Source organism: Pseudoalteromonas sp. SiA1, from assembly GCF_018732205.1.
Taxonomy (GTDB): Bacteria; Pseudomonadota; Gammaproteobacteria; order Enterobacterales; family Alteromonadaceae; genus Pseudoalteromonas; species Pseudoalteromonas tetraodonis.
The window spans coordinates 2,724,014-2,748,572 of the sequence record NZ_CP076084.1 but is presented as its reverse complement, the minus strand read 5'-3'; the positions used below and the strand labels follow the sequence as shown (position 1 = coordinate 2,748,572).

General features: G+C 40.5%; 25 protein-coding genes and 1 riboswitch. Of the genes, 15 read left to right on the top strand and 10 right to left on the bottom strand.

Annotation, left to right across the window (positions count from 1 at the left end):
* The first annotated feature begins 64 nt into the window (after positions 1 to 64).
* Both rimK and KK487_RS12755 read left to right on the top strand, forming a co-directional pair.
* On the top strand, positions 65 to 970 hold the full coding sequence (gene rimK / locus KK487_RS12760; RefSeq protein ID WP_008110610.1) for a 30S ribosomal protein S6--L-glutamate ligase: 906 nt from the start codon (positions 65 to 67) through the stop codon (positions 968 to 970).
* Positions 957 to 2,015: a succinylglutamate desuccinylase/aspartoacylase family protein gene (locus KK487_RS12755; protein ID WP_008110612.1), complete on the top strand. Its 1,059-nt coding sequence runs from the start codon at positions 957 to 959 to the stop codon at positions 2,013 to 2,015. Before rimK ends, KK487_RS12755 begins: the two co-directional genes overlap by 14 nt.
* 98 nt (positions 2,016 to 2,113) lie before the next feature.
* On the opposite strand, the gene KK487_RS12750 is transcribed toward KK487_RS12755, so the two are convergent.
* The 4 genes from KK487_RS12750 to recQ all read right to left on the bottom strand — a co-directional run bounded on the left by KK487_RS12750 (position 2,114) and on the right by recQ (position 6,717).
* A complete protein-coding gene (locus tag KK487_RS12750; RefSeq protein ID WP_013465831.1) occupies positions 2,114 to 2,689 on the bottom strand; it encodes a mechanosensitive ion channel domain-containing protein in 576 nt (191 codons plus the stop codon).
* Positions 2,690 to 2,754: 65 nt separating this feature from the next.
* On the bottom strand, positions 2,755 to 4,473 hold the full coding sequence (locus KK487_RS12745) for a POTRA domain-containing protein (protein ID WP_215521827.1): 1,719 nt from the start codon (positions 4,471 to 4,473) through the stop codon (positions 2,755 to 2,757).
* A gap of 128 nt (positions 4,474 to 4,601) precedes the next feature.
* Positions 4,602 to 4,886 (bottom strand): DUF3630 family protein, encoded by a 285-nt coding sequence (locus KK487_RS12740; RefSeq protein ID WP_215521826.1) that lies wholly within the window; start codon positions 4,884 to 4,886, stop codon positions 4,602 to 4,604.
* Between the two features lie 7 nt (positions 4,887 to 4,893).
* A complete protein-coding gene (gene recQ / locus KK487_RS12735; RefSeq protein WP_028835655.1) occupies positions 4,894 to 6,717 on the bottom strand; it encodes a DNA helicase RecQ in 1,824 nt (607 codons plus the stop codon).
* Positions 6,718 to 6,869: 152 nt separating this feature from the next.
* Between recQ and KK487_RS12730 the strand changes: the two genes are divergently transcribed.
* Positions 6,870 to 7,325 carry a thioesterase family protein gene (locus tag KK487_RS12730; protein WP_028835656.1) on the top strand — a complete coding sequence of 152 codons (456 nt, stop codon included), beginning with the start codon at positions 6,870 to 6,872 and terminating at the stop codon, positions 7,323 to 7,325.
* 51 nt (positions 7,326 to 7,376) lie between these two features.
* The gene (rarD, locus tag KK487_RS12725; RefSeq protein ID WP_215521825.1) at positions 7,377 to 8,297 is read left to right on the top strand and encodes an EamA family transporter RarD; all 921 of its coding nucleotides are present in this window, start codon (positions 7,377 to 7,379) and stop codon (positions 8,295 to 8,297) included.
* A 5-nt stretch (positions 8,298 to 8,302) separates the two neighbouring features.
* Here rarD and KK487_RS12720 read toward each other — a convergent pair whose 3' ends face one another.
* On the bottom strand, positions 8,303 to 9,535 hold the full coding sequence (locus KK487_RS12720; RefSeq protein WP_215521824.1) for a response regulator: 1,233 nt from the start codon (positions 9,533 to 9,535) through the stop codon (positions 8,303 to 8,305).
* Positions 9,536 to 9,621: 86 nt separating this feature from the next.
* A complete protein-coding gene (locus tag KK487_RS12715; protein ID WP_008110628.1) occupies positions 9,622 to 9,996 on the bottom strand; it encodes a MaoP family protein in 375 nt (124 codons plus the stop codon).
* Positions 9,997 to 10,085: 89 nt separating this feature from the next.
* Here KK487_RS12715 and KK487_RS12710 point away from each other — a divergent pair, with 89 nt between their 5' ends.
* The 8 genes from KK487_RS12710 to ung all read left to right on the top strand — a co-directional run bounded on the left by KK487_RS12710 (position 10,086) and on the right by ung (position 17,717).
* Positions 10,086 to 10,955 carry a LysR family transcriptional regulator gene (locus KK487_RS12710; RefSeq protein ID WP_013465823.1) on the top strand — a complete coding sequence of 290 codons (870 nt, stop codon included), beginning with the start codon at positions 10,086 to 10,088 and terminating at the stop codon, positions 10,953 to 10,955.
* Positions 10,956 to 11,118: 163 nt separating this feature from the next.
* Positions 11,119 to 12,048, top strand: coding sequence for a porin (locus tag KK487_RS12705; protein WP_215521823.1), 930 nt, complete (start codon positions 11,119 to 11,121; stop codon positions 12,046 to 12,048).
* Positions 12,049 to 12,098: 50 nt separating this feature from the next.
* Positions 12,099 to 12,236, top strand: a riboswitch (cobalamin riboswitch).
* A 76-nt stretch (positions 12,237 to 12,312) separates the two neighbouring features.
* On the top strand, positions 12,313 to 13,125 hold the full coding sequence (locus KK487_RS12700) for an ABC transporter ATP-binding protein (RefSeq protein WP_215521822.1): 813 nt from the start codon (positions 12,313 to 12,315) through the stop codon (positions 13,123 to 13,125).
* A 1-nt stretch (position 13,126) separates the two neighbouring features.
* The gene (locus KK487_RS12695) at positions 13,127 to 14,137 is read left to right on the top strand and encodes a FecCD family ABC transporter permease (RefSeq protein ID WP_028835661.1); all 1,011 of its coding nucleotides are present in this window, start codon (positions 13,127 to 13,129) and stop codon (positions 14,135 to 14,137) included.
* Positions 14,137 to 15,618, top strand: a complete 1,482-nt coding sequence (locus tag KK487_RS12690; protein WP_096038757.1) for a cobyric acid synthase — start codon at positions 14,137 to 14,139, stop codon at positions 15,616 to 15,618. The genes KK487_RS12695 and KK487_RS12690 overlap by 1 nt, the downstream gene beginning before the upstream one ends.
* Positions 15,611 to 16,210 carry a cob(I)yrinic acid a,c-diamide adenosyltransferase gene (gene cobO / locus KK487_RS12685; RefSeq protein ID WP_028835663.1) on the top strand — a complete coding sequence of 200 codons (600 nt, stop codon included), beginning with the start codon at positions 15,611 to 15,613 and terminating at the stop codon, positions 16,208 to 16,210. Before KK487_RS12690 ends, cobO begins: the two co-directional genes overlap by 8 nt.
* Entirely contained in the window at positions 16,210 to 17,058 is an 849-nt protein-coding gene (locus KK487_RS12680; RefSeq protein ID WP_215521821.1) for a cobalamin-binding protein, read from the top strand. The genes cobO and KK487_RS12680 overlap by 1 nt, the downstream gene beginning before the upstream one ends.
* Positions 17,055 to 17,717, top strand: a complete 663-nt coding sequence (gene ung, locus KK487_RS12675) for a uracil-DNA glycosylase (protein ID WP_215521820.1) — start codon at positions 17,055 to 17,057, stop codon at positions 17,715 to 17,717. Before KK487_RS12680 ends, ung begins: the two co-directional genes overlap by 4 nt.
* 59 nt (positions 17,718 to 17,776) lie before the next feature.
* Here the strand turns inward: ung and KK487_RS12670 are convergent, their stop codons facing one another.
* Both KK487_RS12670 and tal read right to left on the bottom strand, forming a co-directional pair.
* Positions 17,777 to 17,965 (bottom strand): DUF3545 family protein, encoded by a 189-nt coding sequence (locus KK487_RS12670; RefSeq protein WP_008467780.1) that lies wholly within the window; start codon positions 17,963 to 17,965, stop codon positions 17,777 to 17,779.
* Between the two features lie 226 nt (positions 17,966 to 18,191).
* Entirely contained in the window at positions 18,192 to 19,142 is a 951-nt protein-coding gene (gene tal, locus KK487_RS12665; RefSeq protein WP_076922089.1) for a transaldolase, read from the bottom strand.
* A gap of 218 nt (positions 19,143 to 19,360) precedes the next feature.
* On the opposite strand from tal, the gene yaaA reads away from it, so the two are divergent.
* Together yaaA and KK487_RS12655 are read left to right on the top strand one after the other, a co-directional pair.
* Positions 19,361 to 20,140, top strand: coding sequence for a peroxide stress protein YaaA (gene yaaA / locus KK487_RS12660; protein WP_028835667.1), 780 nt, complete (start codon positions 19,361 to 19,363; stop codon positions 20,138 to 20,140).
* Positions 20,141 to 20,245: 105 nt separating this feature from the next.
* Complete coding sequence (locus KK487_RS12655; protein WP_033102560.1) at positions 20,246 to 21,202, top strand: mechanosensitive ion channel family protein; 957 nt, start codon at positions 20,246 to 20,248, stop codon at positions 21,200 to 21,202.
* 748 nt (positions 21,203 to 21,950) lie between these two features.
* On the opposite strand, the gene KK487_RS12650 is transcribed toward KK487_RS12655, so the two are convergent.
* Both KK487_RS12650 and srmB read right to left on the bottom strand, forming a co-directional pair.
* The gene (locus KK487_RS12650; protein WP_036956628.1) at positions 21,951 to 22,271 is read right to left on the bottom strand and encodes a BON domain-containing protein; all 321 of its coding nucleotides are present in this window, start codon (positions 22,269 to 22,271) and stop codon (positions 21,951 to 21,953) included.
* A gap of 238 nt (positions 22,272 to 22,509) precedes the next feature.
* A complete protein-coding gene (gene srmB / locus KK487_RS12645) occupies positions 22,510 to 23,736 on the bottom strand; it encodes an ATP-dependent RNA helicase SrmB (RefSeq protein WP_013465810.1) in 1,227 nt (408 codons plus the stop codon).
* A gap of 76 nt (positions 23,737 to 23,812) precedes the next feature.
* Here srmB and KK487_RS12640 point away from each other — a divergent pair, with 76 nt between their 5' ends.
* A complete protein-coding gene (locus KK487_RS12640) occupies positions 23,813 to 24,511 on the top strand; it encodes a tRNA1(Val) (adenine(37)-N6)-methyltransferase (RefSeq protein ID WP_036956627.1) in 699 nt (232 codons plus the stop codon).
* The last annotated feature ends 48 nt before the right edge of the window (positions 24,512 to 24,559 follow it).

The window sequence follows — 24,559 nt, the reverse complement described above, 5'->3', positions numbered from 1 at the left end:
ATTCGTTGAGTAGCAAACATACTTATATGTGCTTGCTCAACATAATTTAGTTAAGGTTTTAACTATGAAAATTGGTATTTTATCTCGCAACAAAAATTTATATTCAACGCGTCGTTTAATTGAAGCGGCTGAGCAACGTGGTCATGAAGTAAAAGTGATTAACGCGCTACGTTGTTATATGAATATAAACTCAGATCAACCTGAAATCCATTACCGCGGCGAAAACCTAAAAGATTTTGATGCCATTGTTCCGCGTATTGGCGCATCAGTTACTTTTTATGGCTGTTCTGTATTACGCCAGTTTGAAATGATGGGTGTTTATCCGGTTAATGAATCTGTGGCTATTTCTCGTTCGCGCGATAAATTACGTTCTCTACAATTATTATCACGCAAAGGCGTAGGCATGCCAGTAACAGGCTTTGCTAGCAAGCCAGATGACGTAAAAGACTTACTCGAAATGGTAGGTGGCGCACCGGTCGTTATTAAGCTACTTGAGGGCACTCAAGGTATTGGTGTGGTACTTGCTGAAACACGTAAAGCCGCTGAAAGTGTTATTGAAGCGTTTATGGGTTTAAAAGCCAATATCATGGTACAAGAATATATTAAAGAAGCGGGTGGTGCGGATATTCGTTGCTTTGTACTCGGAGATAAAGTGATTGCTGCAATGAAACGTCAAGCACAAGAAGGTGAGTTCCGCTCAAACCTTCACCGTGGTGGTAGCGCTACACTGGTGCGTATTACGCCAGAAGAGCGTAAAACAGCGGTTGCAGCGGCAAAAGCAATGGGCTTAAACGTTGCTGGCGTTGACTTACTTCGCTCATCTCGTGGTCCTTTGGTTATGGAAGTAAATTCATCGCCAGGTCTTGAAGGGATTGAAGTGGCAACAGGTAAAGACATTGCGGGCATGGTGATTGATTTCATCGAGAAAAATGCTGCAAGTAAAGGAACGGCAACTCGTGGCAAAGGTTAAAATTAACCGACCTTTCACCCTATTAGGTGAAAGTATTGGTGTAGGTGAACGTAAAACACTCGCGCTAGAAGCTGCAAAGCTTTACACCCATTCACCGCTTAATATTCCTATTGAAGTGGTTAACGGTGTAATGGAAGGCCCTGTGTTGATGGTGTGTGCGGCTATACACGGCGACGAACTAAATGGGGTTGAGGTTGTGCGCCAGTTACTGGCTAAAATCGACCCTAATCAGCTGCGTGGTACATTAATTGCGGTCCCGATTGTGAATGTATTTGGTTTTATTCATAAATCGCGTTATCTGCCCGATCGCCGTGATATGAACCGGAGTTTTCCGGGGTCTGAGCGTGGTTCATTAGCAGGTCGCATGGCGTATATGTTTTTTAACCAAGTAGCTGTGCATTGTACGCATATTATTGATTTGCATACGGGGGCGATTCACCGTACTAACTTACCGCAAATTCGCGCTAATTTAGCCGATGAAGCAACAGCGCAAATGGCTAAAGCCTTTGGTACGCCTGCGGTTATAGATGCGTCATTACGTAATGGCTCGCTGCGTAGTGAAGCCGCTAATTTAGGTATACCTGTTATTACTTATGAGGCGGGTGAAGCACTACGCTTTGACCCTATTGCGATTGCTGCAGGCGTGCAAGGGGTTGATTATGTTATGCGACATTTAAAAATGATACGCGGTAAACGCCCTAAAAAACTGCCTGACCCTGTGATTGCAAGTTCAACTAGTTGGGTGCGTGCAGAAGTAGACGGCATAGTAAGAGCGCAAGTATCGTTAGGTGAGCGAGTAATGAAAGGCCAAGTGCTTGCTTATATTAGCAGTCCGCTTGGCGATTCAGAACTTGAACTCCTTGCTCCTCGAAGCGGTATTATTATTGGCCAGCAGACCATGCCACTGGTAAATGAAGGCGATGCCGTATTCCATATTGCTTATTTTGCACATGCAAATAGCTTGGTAGAGCAGCAGTTAGAAACGTTTATTGATGAGATAAATGATTTAGATGATGAGCTGAAAACGGCTGAACTAAATAATTAATACCAATTTGCTCAATTAAGTGAATTGGTATGACTCTATCTGTAGATATAAAAAACCGCCTTAGTTTTAAGCTAACGCGGTTTTTTAATAGGTGTTGTTTAGCTACGCGGTTTAGGGCCAATAATGCGTTTAATTTTAGGCGCTTTTGTTGGTTTAGGCTCCGTATTAAGCACTAACACCGGGCGGGTAACAAATAAGTTATTAGGGTAAATCACTCTGTGGCCATCAACGTGTTCGAGTAAGACATTCATCAGCCCCATTTCAATAATACGCCCTTCAATGGCGTTAGCTCCATCCACAATTCTCACCCAATAACCTACACGGCAGTCATTTTGAATAAACATCAGTAAAAACGCGGTTAAGTTACTCAGCAATGACCACGCCGCAAAGAGTGCAACGCCTAGCATGGCAAATAAAGAAGAGCCTAATACCAGTAAACCACGCAGTTCTATTCCCCAAAAAACTAATACTAAACACAGCATCACAAAGGCGAGTATTATTTTTAGTAGTAGCTCTGCACGGTACTTTCGGTGTAAATCGATTTTACCTCTGATAGCTTTTTCGAGTAATTTTTTAGTTACTTTTAATAGTAGCGGAAAGCTCAAAAGGGCAATCACGGTCACGATAAGTTTATATTGTGTGCCCAAAAGCTCTAAAAGGGTGATTAATTCCAAAATGTATTCTCACAATAATGATAGGCGCAAAGTGTAACGTTTAACGTAGGCGCGCAGTAGTGATTTTAAAAAGAATTTTTGACGCTGAGCAGCCATTGTACCGAGTCAACATCATCATATTTATTTAGCGGCGCGGCTATATCAAGGTGGATCATGGTACCCGCATTGGCGCGACTTGGCGCAAGGCGCAAACCTAAGCCCACATTTTTTAGCACTGGGGTGTTCTCAACTTGATACTGAGTGTTCGAGTCGTTGTTATACCAAGCTCGACCGATATCTAAAAAGGCCGCACCTCCCACTTTAAACAGCTGTAGTAAGTCATATTCCCAGTAATAGCGCTTTTCTAAACTGACTAAAAAACTCCGATCCCCATGTTGAAATTCCATAGGATAGCCACGAAGTCCAGTTTCGCCCCCTAGGGTGAGCTGTTTATCATTAGTGAGGTTTTTTGCGTATTGCAGCCTTGCTTTTACATACCAAGATTGATCAATACTGGTATTTAAATAATATTGAATTTGGCTAGTAGTGAGCAAGTTTTCGAGCTGTTTTTTCTCGTTATTCCAATAGCCTTGAATATCTGCATGAAAACGCCAAAGGGTATGGTTAGTGCTAAAATGGGCTTTGTTAAAATTAAACGAGTACACAGCGCGGCTATCGTCGTTACTCATTGATTCATCGGAGTAGCCCAGGGTGGCTTTGATATTCCAACCTAAATTTAAATCCTCAGTACGATAAATACTGTCAAAGTTACGTACTTTTATAAAGTTATCTTCAAACCAATGACCGCTGATGTAGGGGTAACTTAAGCTTCTGTTTTCAGCCACTGCTGTAGTGGTAGAATCAATCGCTTTGAAAGTGTGTTGCTCATCAATATAACCAAGGCTCAAGCGCTGGGTCCAGTTATGACTAAGGGCTTTAGAGTGGCCAAAAAACACCTGGTTTAGGTCGGTTTTTTGTTCAAACTCACTAAACTTTTCACCTCTGATGTATAAGGCTTCTTCTCGTTGGGTTGAGTAACTCAGGGCGCCATAACTATAGGGCGTATCGATGGCATAAAACGGGTAGGTTAGTTCAACTAAATGACTTTTGCCGTCGCTGTTGTCGGCATACTCTAAACGCCCTCGGTAGCGAGTTGATAAGATATTAGGATCATCATAAACAAATAAATAACCATTTCGGTCACTGTCTGTTTTACGTGCAAACGATAACCGTTTGCCCCAACCAAATAAGTTAGATTCGCGAAAACCAATACTTGATTTATTTTCACCACCACTACGGCTAAAACTAAGTTCGGGCAGTAAAGTCCATAAGTCTCGAGTAATTACTGTTACATCAATATTTCCATCACAATTTTCGTCAGCAATAATTTGTGCATCATATAAATAACTTTGTTTTCTCAGTAACCGCTCAGATTCGGCCAGCGCTTTTGGATTAAAGGTATCGCCTGACTTAAACAGTAAAATACTCTTAATTACCTCAGGCTCGGTTTGTATGTGCGCCCGATTGGCAAAACGAAATAATGCATTGTTCTCAGCCTCTAGTTCAGTATTAAATACATTAAGCTGTTGCAAAGTAATGGAGGTAATTTTAGTGTTACTTTGTGCTGTGAGTGTTGGAGTTTGAGATGTAATTTGACGACGCAAATTACTTTCATGAGTTTGTGATGAGTCGTCACTAGGGCAGCTTTGGGCTAGTGGCGCTTCTTGCGCGCAAACGCTGAGCATAAACATACTCGAAATAGAAAGGCTAAAACAACTACGTGCAATCCATTTTCTATTTAACATTGATCCTCTTTAGCGCTATTTTGCAAAATAAAACACTTACTCTTAGCTTACATCATTGTTATTGATATGTAAGTAAAAGACAGGTTTAGTTTTATTTTTATAGCGATTATAAGGTATTAGCTATGCATTTAAGTTAAATGAAATGTTAACGCTGCCAATAGGTTGTCGGCATCTTGTCCTTCACCATTAATCCACACACTTTGGCTGTAATGCTCAAAATTTAAATTAAATGTGTGGTTAGCATAGTTAAAACGCAGTTGATGACGATCTGCCCCAGCGGCATACTCATTAATGCTAATTTCATCGCTGTGCAAAAATAACGTTCCCCACAATTCAAAGTCTTCATCGTGCGGCAGCTCTGTCGGTTTAATAATAATACATTGATGTGTGTGATCGTATTCAAGTTCGGTCATAAGGGGCTTATTGCGTTGCTAGGTAATGTCGAATTGCGGTTAAAAACTCACCGCCATACTTGTTTAATTTAGTAAAACCAACCCCCGACACTTTTAAAAATTCACTGTCGTTAGTGGGCATAAGCTGCGCCATTTCGGCTAGCGTTTTATCGTTAAATACTACATAAGGCGGCACATCATCGGCATCGGCTAACTCTTTACGCAATGCACGCAGGCGAGCGAATAGTTTTTTATCGTAATTAAACTGCGCTAACTTATCCTGATAAACATGTTTAGCTTGTAAGCGAGGCTCGGCCAATTGCAGCGCATATTCACCTTTTAAAATAGCGCGTGCAGCTTCAGTTAAACGCAATGAAGCGCCTTGGGTTATATCTTGGCTTAATAGCCCTTGATGAATAAGTTGGCGTAAAATACTAAGCCAAAATTCACTGCTTTTATCTTTACCTATGCCATAGGTACTAAGTTCATGGTGATTGTTATCACGAATGCGGCTAGTATTCGCGCCGCGTAATAACTCTACAATGTAACCCAATCCAAATCGTTGTTGCGCGCGATACACACACGAAAGCGCTTGCTGTGCGACTAATGTGCCATCAAAACTTTTAGGTGGATTTAAGCAAATGTCACAGTTCCCACAGGGCTCGCGTTGGTACTCACTAAAGTAGTTCAATAATATTTGACGACGACACGTTTGTGCTTCGGCAAAGCTGGCCATGGCATTAAAGCGCTGCTCTTCTACGCGGCGGCGTTGTTCATCGTCAATATCTTCAAAAAAGCGTCTAACCCGGCCTATATCGGCAGGGTCAAAATACATGATGGCCTCTGCAGCCAGCCCATCTCGTCCAGCACGGCCTGTTTCTTGGTAATAAGCTTCAATACTTTTTGGAATGTCGTAATGCAGAACAAAGCGTACGTTAGGCTTGTTAATTCCCATACCAAAGGCAACGGTGGCAACCACAATTTGAATATCGTCACGGGCAAATCCGGTTTGCACAAACTGACGTTGCTCGTTACTCATTCCCGCATGGTAAGCGGCAGCATTAAGGCCTGCATCAGCAAGCTTTTCAGCTATATCATCAACACGTTTACGACTGGTGCAATAAATAATACCACTTTGATTTTTTTGCTCTTTTAAATAACGCAGTAATTGCACCATAGGTTTAAATTTTTCTTCTATGGTGTAACGAATATTAGGGCGATCAAAACTGCCGGTATGAATGTAGGGCTGTTGTAGCTTGAGTTGCTCAACAATATCAAAGCGAGTCGCTTTATCGGCAGTGGCAGTGAGTGCCATCATAGGCACATGTGCAAAGCGTTGTTTAAGCTCATTTAAACGAAAATAATGCGGTCTAAAATCGTGACCCCAATGAGAAACACAGTGTGCTTCATCAATAGCAAACAAGCTCACATTCAAATGAGAGAGCCGCTCTAAAAAGTCGCGTTGTAGCACTTTTTCAGGAGCTACATAAAGTAGCTTTATCAGCCCTTGATGCAATTGCTGATACACTAATTGTTGTTCTTCGCGAGCTAGGCTGTTATTGACATAAGCGGCCTTAACTCCCAGTGCTTGTAACTGGGTGACTTGATCTTGCATTAAAGAGATCAGCGGAGAAATAACAATGGTGACTCCCTCTAATACCAACGCGGGTATTTGGTAACACACCGATTTACCACCACCGGTGGGCAGTAATACTAATGAATCTTGGCCATTAATAGCGGCATCAATTACTGCACTTTGACCGTCGCGAAATTCACTGTAACCAAACACTTGTTTGAGTACAGTTTCGGGTTTACGCACAAGCGTATTAGGAGAAGGAGTTAGTGTATTCATCGGCGCTATTTTAGTGGTTTTTTATCAGGATGTCTTTAGCTTTCATTACTTGGTACACACATCTGCAGTGATAAACTAAAATCTGCAGGGGGGTTACAATAGCCTCAAGCTGTGCTTTACTCATCGTACCACTGTAAACATAGAGAATAACAATGAATAAAGAAATGTTGATCGATCAAGTAGGGGCGCTGTTTGTTAATAACATGCCCTTTAACCAGTTTTTAAAAATAGCAGTAGAGTCACTTAGTACTGAACAAGCTAAAATATCATTTCCTTGGCAAGACGTATTAATTGGTAATCCGGCGCAAAAGATTCTTCACGGTGGAGTGATTTCTGCGGTGCTCGACAATGTAGGCGGAATGCTTGCTGCAGCAAGTGTAATAGGAAAACTAGACGATGCCGACTTACCCAGTGTGCATAAAAAGTTAGCAACGCTGGGCACCATAGATTTACGTACTGATTATTTACGCCCAGGTAAAGGGGAGGTATTTATTGCCAGCGCCACACTTATTCGCTCAGGAAATAAAGTGTGCGTGTGCCGGATGGAGTTACATAACGAGCAGTCGGTACAAATAGCGTTTGGAACGGGCACGTATTTAGTTGGCTAAAAAGTGAGAGGGGGTTAAACTTACGGCCTTTTAAATCATCAAGTGGTTACTATGTCGATTGATACCGAGCAGCGAAAGGGCGCCATTTTTGCCTGCCTCGCCTTTTTTATGTGGGGCCTAGCACCCATTTATTTTAAGATGATCCAACATGTATCAGCATTTGAAATTTTAATGCATCGTGTTATTTGGTCAGTGATGTTTCTTATTTTGGTGGTGAGTGTGCTCAACTACTGGAATAAAATTAAACGCATTTTAATCCAACCTAAATTAATTCTGATGCTAGTTGTTACCTCGACCTTACTGGGATTTAACTGGGGGTTGTTTATATGGGCTATTAATAACAACCACATGCTAGATGCCAGCTTAGGCTACTATATCAATCCTTTGTTAAATGTATTACTTGGTATGGTGTTTTTAAACGAGCGGTTACGTAAGTTGCAAGGAGCTGCTGTTGCCTTGGCTTTTACAGGTGTTTTATTACAATTAATTAGTTTTGGTTCATTTCCGATTGTGGCATTTTCGTTAGCGACTTCTTTTGCGTTATATGGCCTATTACGTAAAAAACTACAGGTTGATGCCCTGCCTGGGATTTTAATTGAGGCATTAATATTATTACCGGTGGCACTGACCTATTGGTGGTTAATGGTGCCGACTGAAACGTCTAATTTACCAGCGAATGATTGGCTAACTAATGCGCTATTGGTAAGTGCAGGTATAGTGACTACGCTACCATTGCTGTGTTTTACCGGCGCAGCTAAGCGATTGCAATACACAACGCTTGGGTTTTTTCAGTACATAGGGCCTAGCTTAATGTTTATTTTAGCAGTGGTGTTTTATGGTGAAGTGTTTGATGCTGAGCGTGTAATTACCTTTGCGTGTATTTGGAGTGCACTGGCTATTTTTAGTTGGGATTCATACCATCAGTCGCGTAAACGCAGAAAAGCAGCCATTGTCGCCTCAGGTGTGGTTTAGTTAAACTAAACCACTTTATTACGCCCCGACTCTTTGGCTTTGTAGAGCTTTAAGTCGGCTTGTTTTAATAGTTCGTCAATTTGATAGGTTTCACTGTGGCTGAAGCCTATCGACAGCGTAAACTTGATTTGTGCTTGGCTAAACTCATGGCTATTAAGCTCAATAAATAATCGAAAACTTTCTAGTCGTTTTAGCGCTTCTTGTTTGGTCAGTTCAGTAAAAAATACCGCAAATTCTTCTCCGCCTAAACGGGCAACCAATTGGTTTTCAAAATATTTATTAAAGCATACCGCCAGCCCTTTAAGCACTTCATCTCCGGCATCATGGCCATAGGTATCATTAATAGCTTTAAAATGGTCAATATCAAGCATAGCTAACATGGCTGGTGCTTTTGCTTTTTTAAACTGCTTTAATGACTTGTTAGCCTCTTCAAAAAAGTAACGACGATTAGGGAGTTTAGTTAAGTAATCTGTATTGGCTTGTCGTTTTATAGTTTCGATATGCTCTAGCATATCGACGTTTTGACTTAACCGGCAGTAAAATTCTTCACTGTTAAATGGTTTGTATAAATAGTCATTTGCTCCATTTTTTAAAAATAAGGCAGATAAATTAGACGAAGTAGCGCCTGAAATACCAATAATGGCTTTTTCGTTATTACTATAAATGCGTCTAATTTCATTACACAGCTCAATACCGCCCATATTAGGCATTTCTTTGTCGGTAATAATCACAGAAATATCGGGGGTGCTTTCAAGCTCTTTAAGCGCCTCTAGGCCATCGGCTGCTTGTAATATTTGATATTTGTGACGTGTTAATAAACTACATATGTATTGGCGTGTTGACGCAGAGTCATCAACAACCAATACTTTTACATGCTTATTACGGGGCAGGCGGTAAAGCTGCTTTTCTAAATACTCGTAGGCTTGTTTATTGCCTTTAATGATGTAATCAATAATGGGGTATTTTTCAACGGTGTCACGGGTATGCTTATCGATATTGCCTGTCATCACTATGGTAGGAATATCTGCTGCAATGGTGCATGGAACAGCTTCACCTTGTGGCGCGTCAGGTAATATAAAGTCGACCACTGCGCAAAAATAATGGTGCTTACTTATAAGCTCTTTAGTCTCAGCCAAGGATTGAGCAATATCAACCTCGTAGCCGACTTTTTGCGCGATATGCTTTTGCACTCGCGCAATAGTAGGAGTGTCTTCAACAATAAGTATTCTGTGCGTCACGTAACAGCCTTGTTTAAATTTTGCAAAATTGTTTGCTTATACAAGTTGTAACTGCTAAAACGCCAAAAAGCAACTATTGTAGTGACTTATAGATTGTCTGCCTCAGAATAATAATCTTGGCTTATTGGTGTTGGCCCTGAAATTTTTGAGCGTCCAAATAATGTATGGAATTTTGTTTTGCAGGTTGTTAACTTTAAATATTTAACCCATGCTCGCTCAATTGGGTTACTTGGCTCTATTATGCCACTGACAGCATTTACAAATTGTTGCTGATGTTCGTTTTGTGGCTCAACTGTTTTGTTATACAGGCTTTTTAAAACAACACCGTGCTGTTCTAAAATACTTGCCTCTAACAGGGTAAAGTGTCCGCTGCGGCTAAATCCGCGTGGAAAGTTTTGGTCATCATAAAATTGACGTTGACTTACGAATGCTTGACGAAGTAGTGAAATATCATTGCTCATAGCTGTACCCTCATACCAATTATTAGCTGGAGTATGGGACATAATCGCTATTTTTTTAAACAAAAAATTTTTATCGTGAGGATAAAAAATTGGACATAGATTTATTAAAAACATTTGTTGAAGTGGTGCGTACTCGCCATTTTGGTAAAGCGGCAGAAAACCTATACATAACGCAGTCTGCGGTGAGTTTTAGAATTCGCCAACTAGAGCAGGGCTTAGGCGTAAATTTATTTATTCGTCAGCGTAATAATATTCAACTCACCGCCCCAGGTGAGCGTTTGTTACCGCATGCGCAAATGATTATTACTGGGATGCAAAGAGCCAAAGTGGATGTTGCACTTGCAGATAATATGCATAAGCAAATTAGCTTAGCAGGTACGCCTAATATTTGGGATGCATTTTTACAGTTTGGTATTACAAATATTGTATCGGCGATGCCTGGTGTATCGCTGGTGGCAGAAGTGAAAGCGCAACAAGAAAGCACTCGCTTATTGTTGGAGCGCACCCTTGATTTAGCTATTTTATTTGATCCTCCTAAAGTTGATGAACTTGTGGTTGAACGTATTTGTGAACTGCCCATTATTCCGGTGAGTGGTTACGATACGGCAACCAGTGATAACTTTTTTGATAATCAATATGTGTATGTTGATTGGGGAACCACGTTTTCTCTTTGGCATGCGCGTCAGTTTACCGGTAAAACACCGCCTTATTTTAGAACCAGTACAGGGCGTATAGCGCTTGATTTAATACTGCAATGTGGCGGTAGTGCGTTTATTCCACAGGTATTAGTTAAAGATCATTTAGAAAAAGGCGAACTTTTTCATGTAAAAGGGGTAGAAAATACCTCAAGAGATGTATTTGTTGCCTATCATAGAGATAACGAACAGAAAGAGTTGATAGAAACTTTGGTTAATTTGTTGTCGCAAATGACACCGAGTTTGTTGAAACAAAGTAAGTAGTCGGTAGGCAGTTTATTTTACATGTTATTTTGATTTCAGATTTAATGCAGTTTTATTAACTTAAAAAGACAAAAATGTGTCCTTTGTAATATTTTTGTCATTTAGTGGTGACACACTGCTGCTGTTTTAAAAATTAGTCTATTGTGATTATCGAGGAAATAACATGAAATTTGCAAAATCGAGCTTATGCTTAGCCCTACTTAGTGGTTTATCTTTTAATGCACTTGCAGAGGTAGACATTTACGGTAAAGCAAATGTAACCGTTCAATCATCTGATGATGGTGAAGGGTCTTTTACTGAAATTAAAAGTAATGCATCTCGTTTTGGACTTAAAGGGTCTGAAAAAATTTCAGACGGTTTAGAAGCTGTTTATAAGTTTGAATTTCAGGTTGATGTGTCTGATGCTGACTCAAAAGGCGATAAAGATAATATTTCAGCGCGTAATCAATATGTGGGCTTTAAAGGCGGATTTGGTCAGGTTGTGATAGGCCGAAATGACACCGCGCTTAAGCAAGCGCAGGGGAAACTAGATCTTTTCAACGATCTTGAAGGTGATATAAAAAATACCTTTAAAGGTGAAAATCGTTTAGGTAACTCAGTATCTTATGCTTCAAACTCATATGAAGGTTTTAAAGTATTAGCGTCATTTATTGCAGAAGACGACGTAGATGCCAAAAATGGCTACTCAGTGGCGTTAACTTACGGTGATGCAGGCCTTAAAAAGAGCGCAGTATATGCTGCCATTGCTGCTGATAGCGAAGTCAATGGTTACGATGTAGTGCGTGCAACAGTTCAAGGTAAAATTGAAGATTTTAGACTTGGCGCAATGTACCAAACACAAGAAAAAGTAGATGGCAGCGCTGAGGCTGACGGTTACTTAGTGAATGCAGCTTATCTTATGGGTAGCAACACTTTCAAAGTGCAATACCAAACAATGGATTTTGATGACAGCGATGATAAAAGCGCGGTATCGGTAGGTGTTGACCATAAGCTAAACAAAAACCTTAAAGTATTTGGCTTTTACTCAAGCTTTGATATGGACAACAATGTTGACCAAGATTACCTAGGTTTAGGTATGGAATATAAGTTTTAACTAAACCTTAGTTAAAACACTCCCTTTTAACCGCACTCAGTTGAGTGCGGTTTTTTTTTGCTTTAAATTATTTACTTATCTGCGCATAATAGCCAAGCATTTGGAATGAGGTGTAACTCCTCAACTATTCCCGTAACTGTGATCAGTTTTACTGTAAGTCAGATACAAATGCCTTAAAACTTCATATAACGAGCGGGTTAACTCATTTTCTTTTTGGTACGTATTAGTACTGAGTGTGGGTGTTTCCCTGCCTAGGATAATTTTTTGCACACTCACACCTCTTTAAACTTACCGCTTTTAACCGTTAACAACGTTTCTTGGCGAGTGGACAATACATTAATTCTTAAGCACATTAATGTGAGCATTGAGCGTGGTAAATTTATTGGTTTAATTGGCCCTAATGGGGCAGGAAAGTCGAGTTTACTGCGGTGCTTATATCGATTTAATCAGCCATCAGCAGGCGAGATTAAATTTAACGATACCGATATTTGGCAGCTAAAAAGTGAAGACTATGCCAAGCAAGTTGCGGTAGTGCTACAAGAAACACCGTCGCAATTTAATCTCTCGTTATTCGATGTTGTAGCTCTAGGGCTTACCCCGCATAAAACGCTATTTAGCTCGACCATCCAAGCAGATAAACAAAAAATAGCGCAGGCTATTAGTCGTGTTGGGCTTGAATCTCATAGCAATCAGTCATTTGACTCACTATCTGGCGGTGAAAAGCAACGAGCGCTTATTGCCAGAGCGATTGTGCAGCAACCACAGCTACTCATTATGGATGAACCCACAAGCCACCTTGATGTTAAATATCAAATTCAATTAATGGAGCTGGCTAAATCTTTGGGCATTACTGTGTTTGCTTCATTTCATGATTTAAATTTAGCGGCAGCCATGTGCGATGAGTTAGTGGTTATTAAAAACGGAGAAATCGCTAGAGCGGGAAAGCCTAATAAGGTGATCACCGAGCAAATGCTTGATGAGGTTTTTGGTGTTTGCGCGCAAGTTAATACTCACCCTCAAACGGCGTCCAATGGTGAGTCTATTCCCCATATTACCTATTATTATGGATACCAATAACATGGCGATTATGTCTAACCATGGTGTGGCGTTAATTATTGCACTGTTATGCGCTGTATTTAGTTTATTTGTGGCATTGAGCTTTGGTGCTGCCCCTACCTCGCTCGCAGATGTATACCATAGCTTAACTTTTTCAAGCGAGGCCTCATTTACCAGCCGCATTATTATTGAATTAAGAATGCCACGTACGTTACTGGCTTTTTTGGCCGGCAGCGGTTTAGCGATTGCTGGATTGATATTACAAACAGTTACTCGTAATCCATTGGCTGACCCTTATTTGTTTGGTATTTCGTCGGGAGCATCATTAGGAGTCGTAGTATTAATGGCTTTTGTTGGAATAGGCGCAGGTATTGCGCTATCAGCAGCAGCCTTAATTGGCAGTTTAGTAGCAATGGGGTTATTAATTTTAATTGCTGGCAGTCAACGCAACGCCCAAGTTGAGTCGATGTTATTGGCTGGGGTGGCCTTATCATTTTTATTTAGCGCCTTTACCAGTTTGTTACTTTATTGGAGCGATCCGCAGGCCGTCGCGGCTATTTTATTTTGGACTTTGGGAAGTTTTGCTAGGGCGCAATGGCCGTCACTGTTATTACCTGCCTTGGTCATCATTACATGTACAGTCATTATGTTAGGTTTTAGACGCCAACTTAATGCCATGTTGTTAGGTGATGAAAGCGCAACAACGCTTGGTGTTCGGGTGCATCGCTTTCGAATTTTAATGCTTATTTTAAGCTCATTGATCACAGCCGTGTTGGTTGCTATGTGTGGTGGAATTGGCTTTGTTGGCTTAATGGTGCCGCACATAGTGCGCTTTTTTATCTCTCAAGGCAGTAGTGTTGGATTGTTAATGACCGGATTAGTCGGGGGCATATTTATGGTGTGGGTCGATGTACTGGCACGTTCATTACTCGCTAACCAAGAGCTGCCAATAGGGGTGATCACGGCGGCCATTGGTAGTCTATTCTTTTTAAGTATCTTGTATTTTCGTAAGCGCCAGCTGGTGGGTAAATAATGAAAACATTAATGGTACAAGGTACCACCTCCGATGCGGGTAAAAGCACCTTAGTTGCAGCACTTTGCAGAGTGTTTGCTAACCAAGGGGTTAATGTTGCACCGTTTAAACCACAAAATATGGCGCTCAATAGTGCCGTAACGCACGATGGTGGCGAAATTGGCAGAGCCCAAGCATTACAAGCCATAGCCGCAAAAGTTGAACCTGAAATCGACTTTAACCCTATATTACTCAAACCCAATAGTGATACCGGCGCACAAGTTATTATTCATGGTAGAGCTATCAGCAATATGGAAGCCGATGCTTACCATGACTACAAAAAAGTGGCTATGGATGCAGTATTAACCTCGCATAAGCGTTTAGCTAAACGCTTTGATTTATTACTGGTAGAAGGGGCTGGCAGCCCAGCCGAAATTAATTTACGCGCAAACGATATTGCAAATATGGGTTACGCCGAGCAAGTGGATTGCCCTGTTATTATTATTGCCGATATTGATAAAGGAGGAGTATTTGCGCACTTAGTCGGGACTTTGGCGTTATTAAGCGAGTCTGAGCAAGCACGAGTAAAAGGCTTTGTGATTAACCGTTTTCGTGGTGATATTAGTTTATTACAAGGTGGGCTAGATTGGCTTGAGGAGTACACCGGTAAACCTGTATTAGGGGTATTACCTTACTTGCACGATTTAGCACTTGATGCAGAAGATGCTGTGGCCATAGATAATAATGTGACCGATGCCAGTATAAATATTGCTGTACTGTTATTGCCACATATTAGTAACCATACCGATTTTGATGCTCTGCGATTACACCCGAATATAAATATAACCTACGTGCGCCATACACAAGCAATTCCTGCTGTTGATTTAATTATTGTACCTGGCAGTAAAAATGTACTCAGCGATCTCGCGTTTTTAAAAAATGAAGGCTGGGATCAGCAAATTAAGTGCCATCTTCGTTATGGTGGCAAAGTATTGGGTATTTGCGGTGGTATGCAAATGCTGGGTAACACTATCAGTGATCCGAATGGGGTGGAGTCATCGTTGGGGCAAGTGACGGGCTTAGCGCTTAGCGATTTTGATACGCTATTGGGTGAGCAAAAAGTGTTAAGCCGAGTGAGCGCAGTGCTTAATTTAAATAAGCAACAGGTTGCATGTGATGGCTACGAAATACATGCAGGTATTAGTCAAGGAAAGGCGCTCTACAAGCCACTCATTCGCTTTAATAAACACCCCAATGACTTTAAAACCGATGGTTTTGTGAGTGACGATAATGCCATTGCTGGTACCTATTTACATGGCTTGTTTGATAGCCCTGCAGCCACAGAACAGCTGTTAAAGTGGGTGAAACCAGAAAGTGCAATTAGTGCGATTAGTATAAATGAGCATCGTGAACGCCAGTTAGAACGCTTAGCTGATATGTGTAAAGCGCATTTAAATATTGAACAAATTATTAAAATTTATCAAGGACATAACAATGACTGAATCAACTAACGACAAGCACCAACAGCGTCAACAAAAAGTAAAAGAACAGGTTGACGCGCGAGTAGCCGCAGCGCAACGAGAAAAAGGCATTTTTCAGGTTATTACTGGTAACGGTAAAGGCAAATCGACTTCTGGTTTTGGTGTGGTTGCACGCTGTGTTGGGCACGGTAAAAAAGCTGCGGTATGTCAGTTTATTAAAGGCACATGGGAGTGTGGTGAGCGTAATTTACTGCAAGGTGCTGGGGTTGAATTTGCTGTTATGAACACCGGTTTTACGTGGGATACGCAAAATAAAGAGGCCGATACCGCGGCAGCGCAAGCAACATGGCAAGAGTCAAAACGGATGCTAAGCGACAGCAGTATCGATGTGGTATTACTCGATGAACTCACCTATATGGTGACCTATGGTTATATCGACCTAGAGGAAGTGGTTGTTGCTGTAAATAATAGACCGCCTATGCAATCAGTAATTATTACTGGTCGTGCTGCGCATCGCACCTTAATAGAGCTTGCCGATACGGTAAGTGAAGTACGTAATGTAAAACATGCGTTTGAGTCGGGCGTAAAAGCATTGAAAGGCTTTGATTACTAATGTTAAAGCGTATTGTTTTTGGGCTGTTATTGTTTGCTGTTAATGTGCCTCAAGCCCTAGCTGACAAGCCGCTTCGTATAGTGGCTTTAGCACCACACATAGTTGAAAATTTATATGCTATTGGGGCGGGTGATTTAATAGTGGGCACGCTGGATTACGCAGATTACCCGCAAGAGGCGACTAAAATTGAGCGTATTGGTGGCTATAATGGCATTTCTATTGAAAAGTTACTCATGCTAAAACCTGACATGGTGATTGCGTGGAAAAGTGGTAATCAGGCTGAAGATTTAGCACAAATAAAGCGTTTAGGAATTGAATTATATTTAAGTGATCCAAGTTCTATTGAAGGGGTTGCCTCGGAAATACTAAAACTAGGTCAAATAACGGGCCATATTGAGCAAAGTAAAAAAGTAGCCGAGACATTTACGGCCAAACTCAACGCAATTAAAGTTACACAGAAAGATAAAACCACGCTTACTGGGTTTTATCAGTTGTGGCCTGAGCCTATGATGACTGTATCAAAAAATACATGGATCAATCAGTTAATCGAAACTTGCCAAGTAACCAATGTATTTGCAAACAGCGACACAGATTACCCACAAATTAGCATCGAAAACGTGATAGTTACTAAGCCACAAGTTATTATTATTCCCGATGAAAAATCAAAAAGGGTAATACCCACAGTTAATTGGCAGCAGTGGCCTGAAATCCCTGCGGTAAAGTATGAGCAATTTATTAGCGTCAATGCTGATTTATTACATCGGTTTACCCCCAGAATGTTGGATGGATTAGCGCAGATGTGTGACAAAGTAGATATATCTAGAGAATTTATTAAGAGTCAATTATGAGCAACTGGTCATCTTTTTTAAACCATGAACTTAGCCAAACATATATGCAGCAAACCCTTGAATATATTGCGAATAAACGAGCCGAAGGCACTGCTGTATATCCGCCAAAATCACAGGTGTTTAGCGCATTTGATGCAACTCCACTTAGCGACATTAAAGTGGTTATATTAGGTCAAGACCCTTACCATGGAGAAGGGCAAGCGCATGGTTTGTGTTTTTCAGTATTGCCTGAGGTTAAAAAGCTCCCGCCTTCGCTCAAAAACATTTATAAAGAGTTAGTAACTGATATTAATGGCTTTACCACGCCAGAACACGGCTATTTACAAGGCTGGGCAAAGCAAGGTGTGTTTTTGCTCAATACAGTATTAACTGTAGAGCAAGGGCAAGCCCATTCCCATAAACACTTAGGTTGGGAGCAATTTACCGATAACGTGATTGCTCATATAAATGAGCACTGCCAAGGTGTGGTGTTTATTTTATGGGGCGCACATGCACAAAAAAAAGGTAAAAGTATTGATCGCCAGCGCCATCATGTATTGGCAGGGCCTCATCCTTCGCCTCTTTCAGCGCATCGCGGCTTTTTTGGTTGTCAGCACTTTTCCAAAACCAATGAACTGTTAATAGCGCAAGGGGCGCAGCCCATTAATTGGCAGGTATAGGGTAATAGGCATTAAAAAAGGCTTTCATTAATGAAAGCCTTTTTAGTTGCTTATGTTGGTTAAAACTCTAACTCATCAATAGCAACACTATCTGCAAAATAGTCAAGCTCCTGTAGTTCTTTGCGCAAACGTTGCTTATCTTTTATTGCTTCTATTTCGCGCCATTTTCTTTTTTTATTTTTTTGAGAGGTTTTTTTCGATGTATCAGAACCTTCTAATATCTCTATTATTTCGTTTAGGCTATCCATTGATTATCTCCTATTGACCACTTTTTGAACCTCGGCAGTATCTATACCACAGCTATTAATAAAATAGAATATAAATGTGACGAAACTGTTACTAACGGGTGGTATTTTGATGAAGATCAATGAGAACAGCACTTAAATGGGGACAAGGCGAGTATTTAAAATAAAATTGCAGGTATAAAAAAACGCCGCAATAAGCGACGTTTTTAAACTCTTAAACAGCGGTTAGTTACATCGCTTTAAAGCGTGCTTCTAACTGCTCTTGCGCATCTGCAAATGAGCGAATACCTTCAGCGAGTTTTTCAGTCGCCATGGCATCTTGGTTATGTAACCAACGGAACTGTGTTTCGCTAAGTGGCTCAGGTTTTGGCTCTTTAGTAATATCACTTGCTAGCAAGTATTCTTCAGCACCTTCTAAATTACCCAAATCTTCTAAAAGATTAGGGCTAATTGTTAGCTTATCGCATCCTGTAAGTGCAATAATTTCACCGGTATTACGAAAGCTTGCGCCCATAACTACGGTTTTGTAGTCGTGACGTTTGTAAAACTCAAAAATGCTACGTACAGATTGCACACCCGGATCTTGAAGCGGATCGGTTGGTTTTTCCATACCGTTTGCCACATGCCAATCTAAAATACGGCCAACAAATGGAGAGATTAAAAATACGTTTGCATCAGCACAAGCGCGCGCTTGGGCATCGCTGAATAATAAAGTAAGGTTACACTTAGTGCCTTCTTTTTCTAATTGCTCAGCCGCTTTAATACCTTCCCACGTTGACGCTATTTTAATTAAAATTTTGTCTTTGCTTACGCCTTCTTTTTCGTAAAGGCTCAATAGCGTGTGTGCTTTATTAATTGTTGCTTGGGTATCAAATGATAAACGTGCATCAACTTCGGTAGAAATATAACCCGGTACAATTTCACTAATTTCTTTACCAAGTAATACTGCAAAATAATCACAAGCCAGCTCTAGCTGTTTTGCAGGCTGCTGCTCTGTTTCTTTTGCATACTGCCATGCTTTATCTAGATAAGGTTTGTAAGCTTCAATCTCGCTCGCTTTTAAAAGTAGCGATGGATTGGTAGTCGCATCTTCAGGTTGATGTTTTTTTATGGCTTCTATATCGCCCGTGTCGGCCACGATAGAAGAATGTTGTTTAAGCCTTTGTAGAGCGCTAGTCATTTGCTTTTCCTCATTCCAAGCAAGTTAAAAGAAAATCTAAACTACCTTAATATAGCTATACTGCAACAGTGTGACAATGCTTGATAGGTCTTATGTCCTTATCAATAAAAAAACGGTAACGGTTGAGTTTTAGGTAGGATAATTTTAAACAAAACGTGCTTTTCGTTTCATTTAATGTTGAAATTGACATTAAATAATTTACAAGTCAATAGCTAACTATGATCACTGTTATTTCACCAGCAAAGAATCTTGATTACGACACGCCACCCGCAACAGATAAGTTCACTCAACCTGAATTACTTGAGCACAGCGAAGCGCTCATGAAAGTATGCCGTGAACTAACTCCTGCGCAAATTGGCAGTTTAATGAAAATTAGCGATAAACTCGCAGGCCTCAACGCAGCGCGTTTTAGTGAGTGGGCACAACCATTCACTACCGATAATGCTAAACAGGCCGTGCTTGCCTTTAACGGCGATGTATACGGCGGGTTAGATGCTAATACCCTCACTACTAAGCAGCTTGATTACGCTCAAGACCATTTACGTATACTTTCGGGATTATACGGAGTATTAAAGCCGCTTGATTTAATGCAGGCTTATCGCTTAGAAATGGGTACAAAACTTGAAAATAGCCGGGGTAAAAACTTATATGAGTTTTGGGGCAGTGTTATTGCTAATAAACTTAACGACGTATTAGCGGCACAAGATGCACAATACTTAGTAAACCTAGCCTCTAACGAATACTTTAAAGCAGTAGATAAAAAAACGCTTAACGCACACATTATTACACCACACTTTAAAGACTGTAAAAACGGCCAATATAAAGTGATTAGCTTTTACGCTAAAAAAGCGCGCGGCATGATGGCACGCTACATCATTGAAAATCAAGTGACTCAATTAAGCCAACTCAAAGAGTTTACTGTGGCCGGCTATTACTTTAGCCCAGAGGCAACCACCAAAGAACTTGAACCGGTATTTTTACGCGAAGAGCAAAACTAACACACTTTTTAAAGTATTTAATAAGCCATGCATTGCATGGCTTTTTTATACTGGCGTTATTTTTGCAAACCTTAGATTACTAACCCTAACTAAGGTATAAAATAAATGCTCTCAATTCCCTCAATTACAGAAGCCGAAAAGTTGATAGAAGAAAAGCTCGGCGGTTGGTTTGATGTAGTTATAAGCCATATCCCTAATTTTATTGTTGCGGTGATCATTGCCATTCTATTTTCATTTATTGCGCGTTTGGCAGGCAAAGGAATGAAAAATGTTTTACGTCGCTCGCTCGACTCTACGCAAATTGCCGATTTAATGGCCTCAATATTTAAAGTTATTGTACTGAGTGTGGGGGTATTTATTGCCCTTGATTTTATGGGCTTAAAAAGTACTGTCACTTCTCTGCTTGCTGGTGCAGGTATTGTTGGTCTTGCCATTGGTTTTGCTTTTCAAGATATGACCGAAAACCTGATAGCGGGTATTGCCATGGGAATTCGTAAACCGTTTAAAGCGGGTGATGTCATAGAAACCGATAATGTGTTTGGTTCGGTACATTCAATAAACTTGCGCAACACACTAATAGAGAGCTTTTACGGGCAATTGATACTGGTACCTAATAAAATACTATTTAGAAATGTACTGCGTAATTACAGCACCTTAGGGGTAAGACGAATAGAAGTGCCGGTGGGTATTTCTTACGCTGACGATATAGAAAAAGCCAGTGAGGTCATCGTCGACAAAATTAACCAATTTGACTTTGTGATCCGCAAAAATGAAACCGCTGTTTATGCCGAAGGCTTTGGTGATAGCAGTATAAACTTGTTGGTGTGGTTTTGGATCAAATACCCTGGCGAGCCTGATTTTATGACGGTGCGTCACAAAGGAGTTGTGGCTGTAAAGCAAGCACTCGATGCCGCTGATATTAGTATTCCGTTTCCTATTCGTACGTTGGATTTTGGTATTAAGGGCGGTGAAAAACTCGATGCCATGATAAGCGATAAAATAAGTCAGCAGTCAGCAAATAAAGAGGGTGACAATAATACTGATGCAAGCCAAGGTGAGTAAATAATTTAAAACCCCGAAGGTAAAAGCATTGGGAAATAGTTACTGACTATCAGCGCGTTTTTACAAAGTAAAACGCGCTTTTTATAATAAATAATATAAGGGTCTGTTGACCTTTGCGGATTAAAATTAGTTCAAACTAAGAGCTATTTAATCGCGACGCGAGGTTTGTTGCCTAGTGGGCTCGATAACTGCTCCTGCGTTATTCTACTGGCTTACATCCATGTAATAATAAGTAAAAACCGAGCAAAGCTTCCGCGTCCAGCTCACGCTCCTTACCACCATCCATGTAGCCAACAAAGAGTAAATGTCCCTGGGCAGAACCCTTGGCTAAATACCAAACAGACTACTGCAAATTCAACCTTGAAAGAACAACAGACCCAATTGATAATCTGAAGTAATTAAAGCCTTGCGCTAACTGCCTTAAAAGCATCTCAATTATAAAACTATATCGATAAGGTTTCTCATCTCAAAATAGATTACTTAATTAATCGAATTTGTGCTCAAGCTTGATGCAAGCCCTATATAGTAAGTGTCTGTGAGTAATAAAGGATTCAATGGTATAAGTAGCTGCAATGAGCGTCGCGATTGGTGCGTAAACAAAAAGGCTTTTAATCAAGCTATTTAAACTGGATTGGGATTATGTCTGTATTGAATTTATATTGTGAAGGCCATAAAAAGCGCCGCTTGTGTTGGAGAAGCAAGCAGCGCTGAGGGATAAGTTAAGTGTATTAGTTAAGAAAAAGTTGTATTAAATAACACTAATTTTGTTGCGAATTACTTTAACTCCATCCATATTTTCTAAAAATTTTTGTGCAAGAGCACGTTCAAAACCGTTATTAGCTTTGCCATTAAGTTCAACGTCGCCATTTTCGACCTGTACGTTCAAATTTTCTAATTCTAAATTTGGATTAGTACGTAACTCATGAGTAATAGATTGTTGTAAATTAGGTTGTGTGGCCACACTACTTACTACTGCTAAATGCGTTGCTGCACTAACTTTAAAAGCAGAGACTAATAAAAATAAACAACAAAACGAAATAAAACCGATAGTAAATTTAATGCGACTCATAACTATATCCTTAGTGTTTTTGAAAAAGCAGCGCCGATACTCGGCGTTTTAATACTCATACACTAGCTTGGGTTACAAGTTTCATTCCAAAATTAACCATTTGAAATAATTGGATATTTTATTAAGTGGTTATTCAGCTAAGTAGTTTTTACATATTACTCTGAATTGCTTACTCACTGTTTTTAAGCCACAAAAAAGCCGACAAACGTCGGCTCAATCAAATGTATTAAAGCTAAAGCTATTTTTTCTTTTTAGCTTTGGCTTTTTTCTTCGCTTTCATTTTTACTGGATCTTTACGCTTTTTGACTGGTGGCTTGGCTTCTTTATGCTTTGGCTCTAATCCTTTAAATACACGGCGTTTTAGCTTCTGTTCTATGTAACGTTCTACTTTGTAAAGGATTCCAATATCGTGCGCTTCAATGAGTGAAATCGCTATGCCTTTTTTACCCGCGCGGCCTGTACGGCCAATACGGTGTACGTAAACATCTGCAGTGCGAGGCATATCAAAGTTAATTACGTGGCTTATATCAGCTACATCAATACCACGCGCGGCTACATCGGTCGCGACTAAAATGCGGGTTTTGCCACTGTGGAAATTTTCCATCGCTTTCATGCGTTTATCTTGTGGCATTTCACCACGTAGCCACGCAGCTTTAACGCCGTTATTGGTTAGTTCACCAATAAGGGTTTCAAGGCGCTCACGAGTTTTTACAAACACAATCGCTTTACTAACATCAGGGCCGTTTAAGGTGTTAACTAATAGCTCAAGTTTATGGCGGTAGTCGTCGGCTAAATGAACCCATTGATGTATTTTAGCTTTTTCTTTGCGTGATGATTCGGCTTCAAGCAGAGCCGGGTCGTTTAAAATACGCTCTGCAAATAATTCTACGCTGTCACCTTCAAGAGTAGCTGAGAATAAAAAGCACTGACGACGGTTTTTAGCTTCATCACAAATGCGCAGCATTTCTTTACGAAAACCCATGTCGAGCATGCGGTCGGCTTCATCAAGAATGAGCATTTCTACGTTTTCTGCATGGAAGTTTTCGGTTTCTAAATATTCCATTAAACGCCCAGGTGTGGCGATTAAAATGTCGTTATTATTTTCAAAAATTTCTTTGTGTGTACCGTAGTTAATACCACCGGTAACTACCCCAATTTTTAACTGGGTTTGTTTTGCAAGTAACTCACATTGTTCATGAATTTGATAAGCAAGCTCGCGCGTTGGGGTCATAATTAATACCCGTGCAAAGCCCGGATCACGACGCGGAAAATCCATTAAATATTGAATTGCCGGAATTAAAAATGCCGCCGTTTTACCTGTACCTGTTGGTGCCGACGCTAAAATATCGCGTCCTTGCAACGCCTCAGGAATGGCTTGTTGTTGAATGCTAGTGGGGGTTTCATAGCCCATTTTATTAATAGCATTGAGTAGCTTATCATCAAGATCAAATTCAGAAAATTGCATAGAGTGTCAAAAATAGGGGACAATTGCCGTTAATTATACGCACTTAAACCTGCTTGGTGAATGAAAAGGTGAAAAAATGTCTGGTTTTGCATTTAAACAATTTAAGGTTGAGCACGACCAGTGCGCCATGAAGGTCTCTACCGATGGTATTTTACTGGGCGCATGGGCTGATTTAAGCCACGCAAATACGTTACTTGATATAGGAACAGGCACAGGGTTACTGGCTCTAATGTGTAAGCAACGAGCGCCACATTTAAAGGTGAGTGCGGTTGAAGTTGATGAAGCCGCCTACCAGCAGGCTTTACAAAATTGCCAGCAAAGTCCTTGGCCGGATATTAGTATTTACCATCAGCCTATTCAGCAGTTTGAGGCTGCAGGTTTATTTGATTGTGTTATAGCTAATCCGCCTTATTTTAATCAAAGTTTAAAAGGTGATAATGCAGCGCGAAATACCGCTCGCCATACCGATGGTTTAAGCTTTGCAGAACTGCTTGGTGCGTTTAGGCAACTAAGTCATCAACATTCGCGTTTTAATCTTATTTTACCCACTACTGAGGCGCAGTTATTTATAACATTAGCACAGCAGCAAGGGCTGTATTTAAATCGCCTTTGCCAAGTACAAGCTATGCCAAATAAGCCCTTTAGACGCAGTTTGATGACTTTTAGTTTTGATGATTGTGAAGTAAGTAAAAGCACTCTATGCATAAGGGAGTTAAGTAATGCTTACAGTCAAGACTACATTGCACTGTGCAAGGCGTTTTATTTAAATATGTAATACCACGCTGTATGCCTAAAGCATTTTTACGTAGAGTGTTTTATAAAG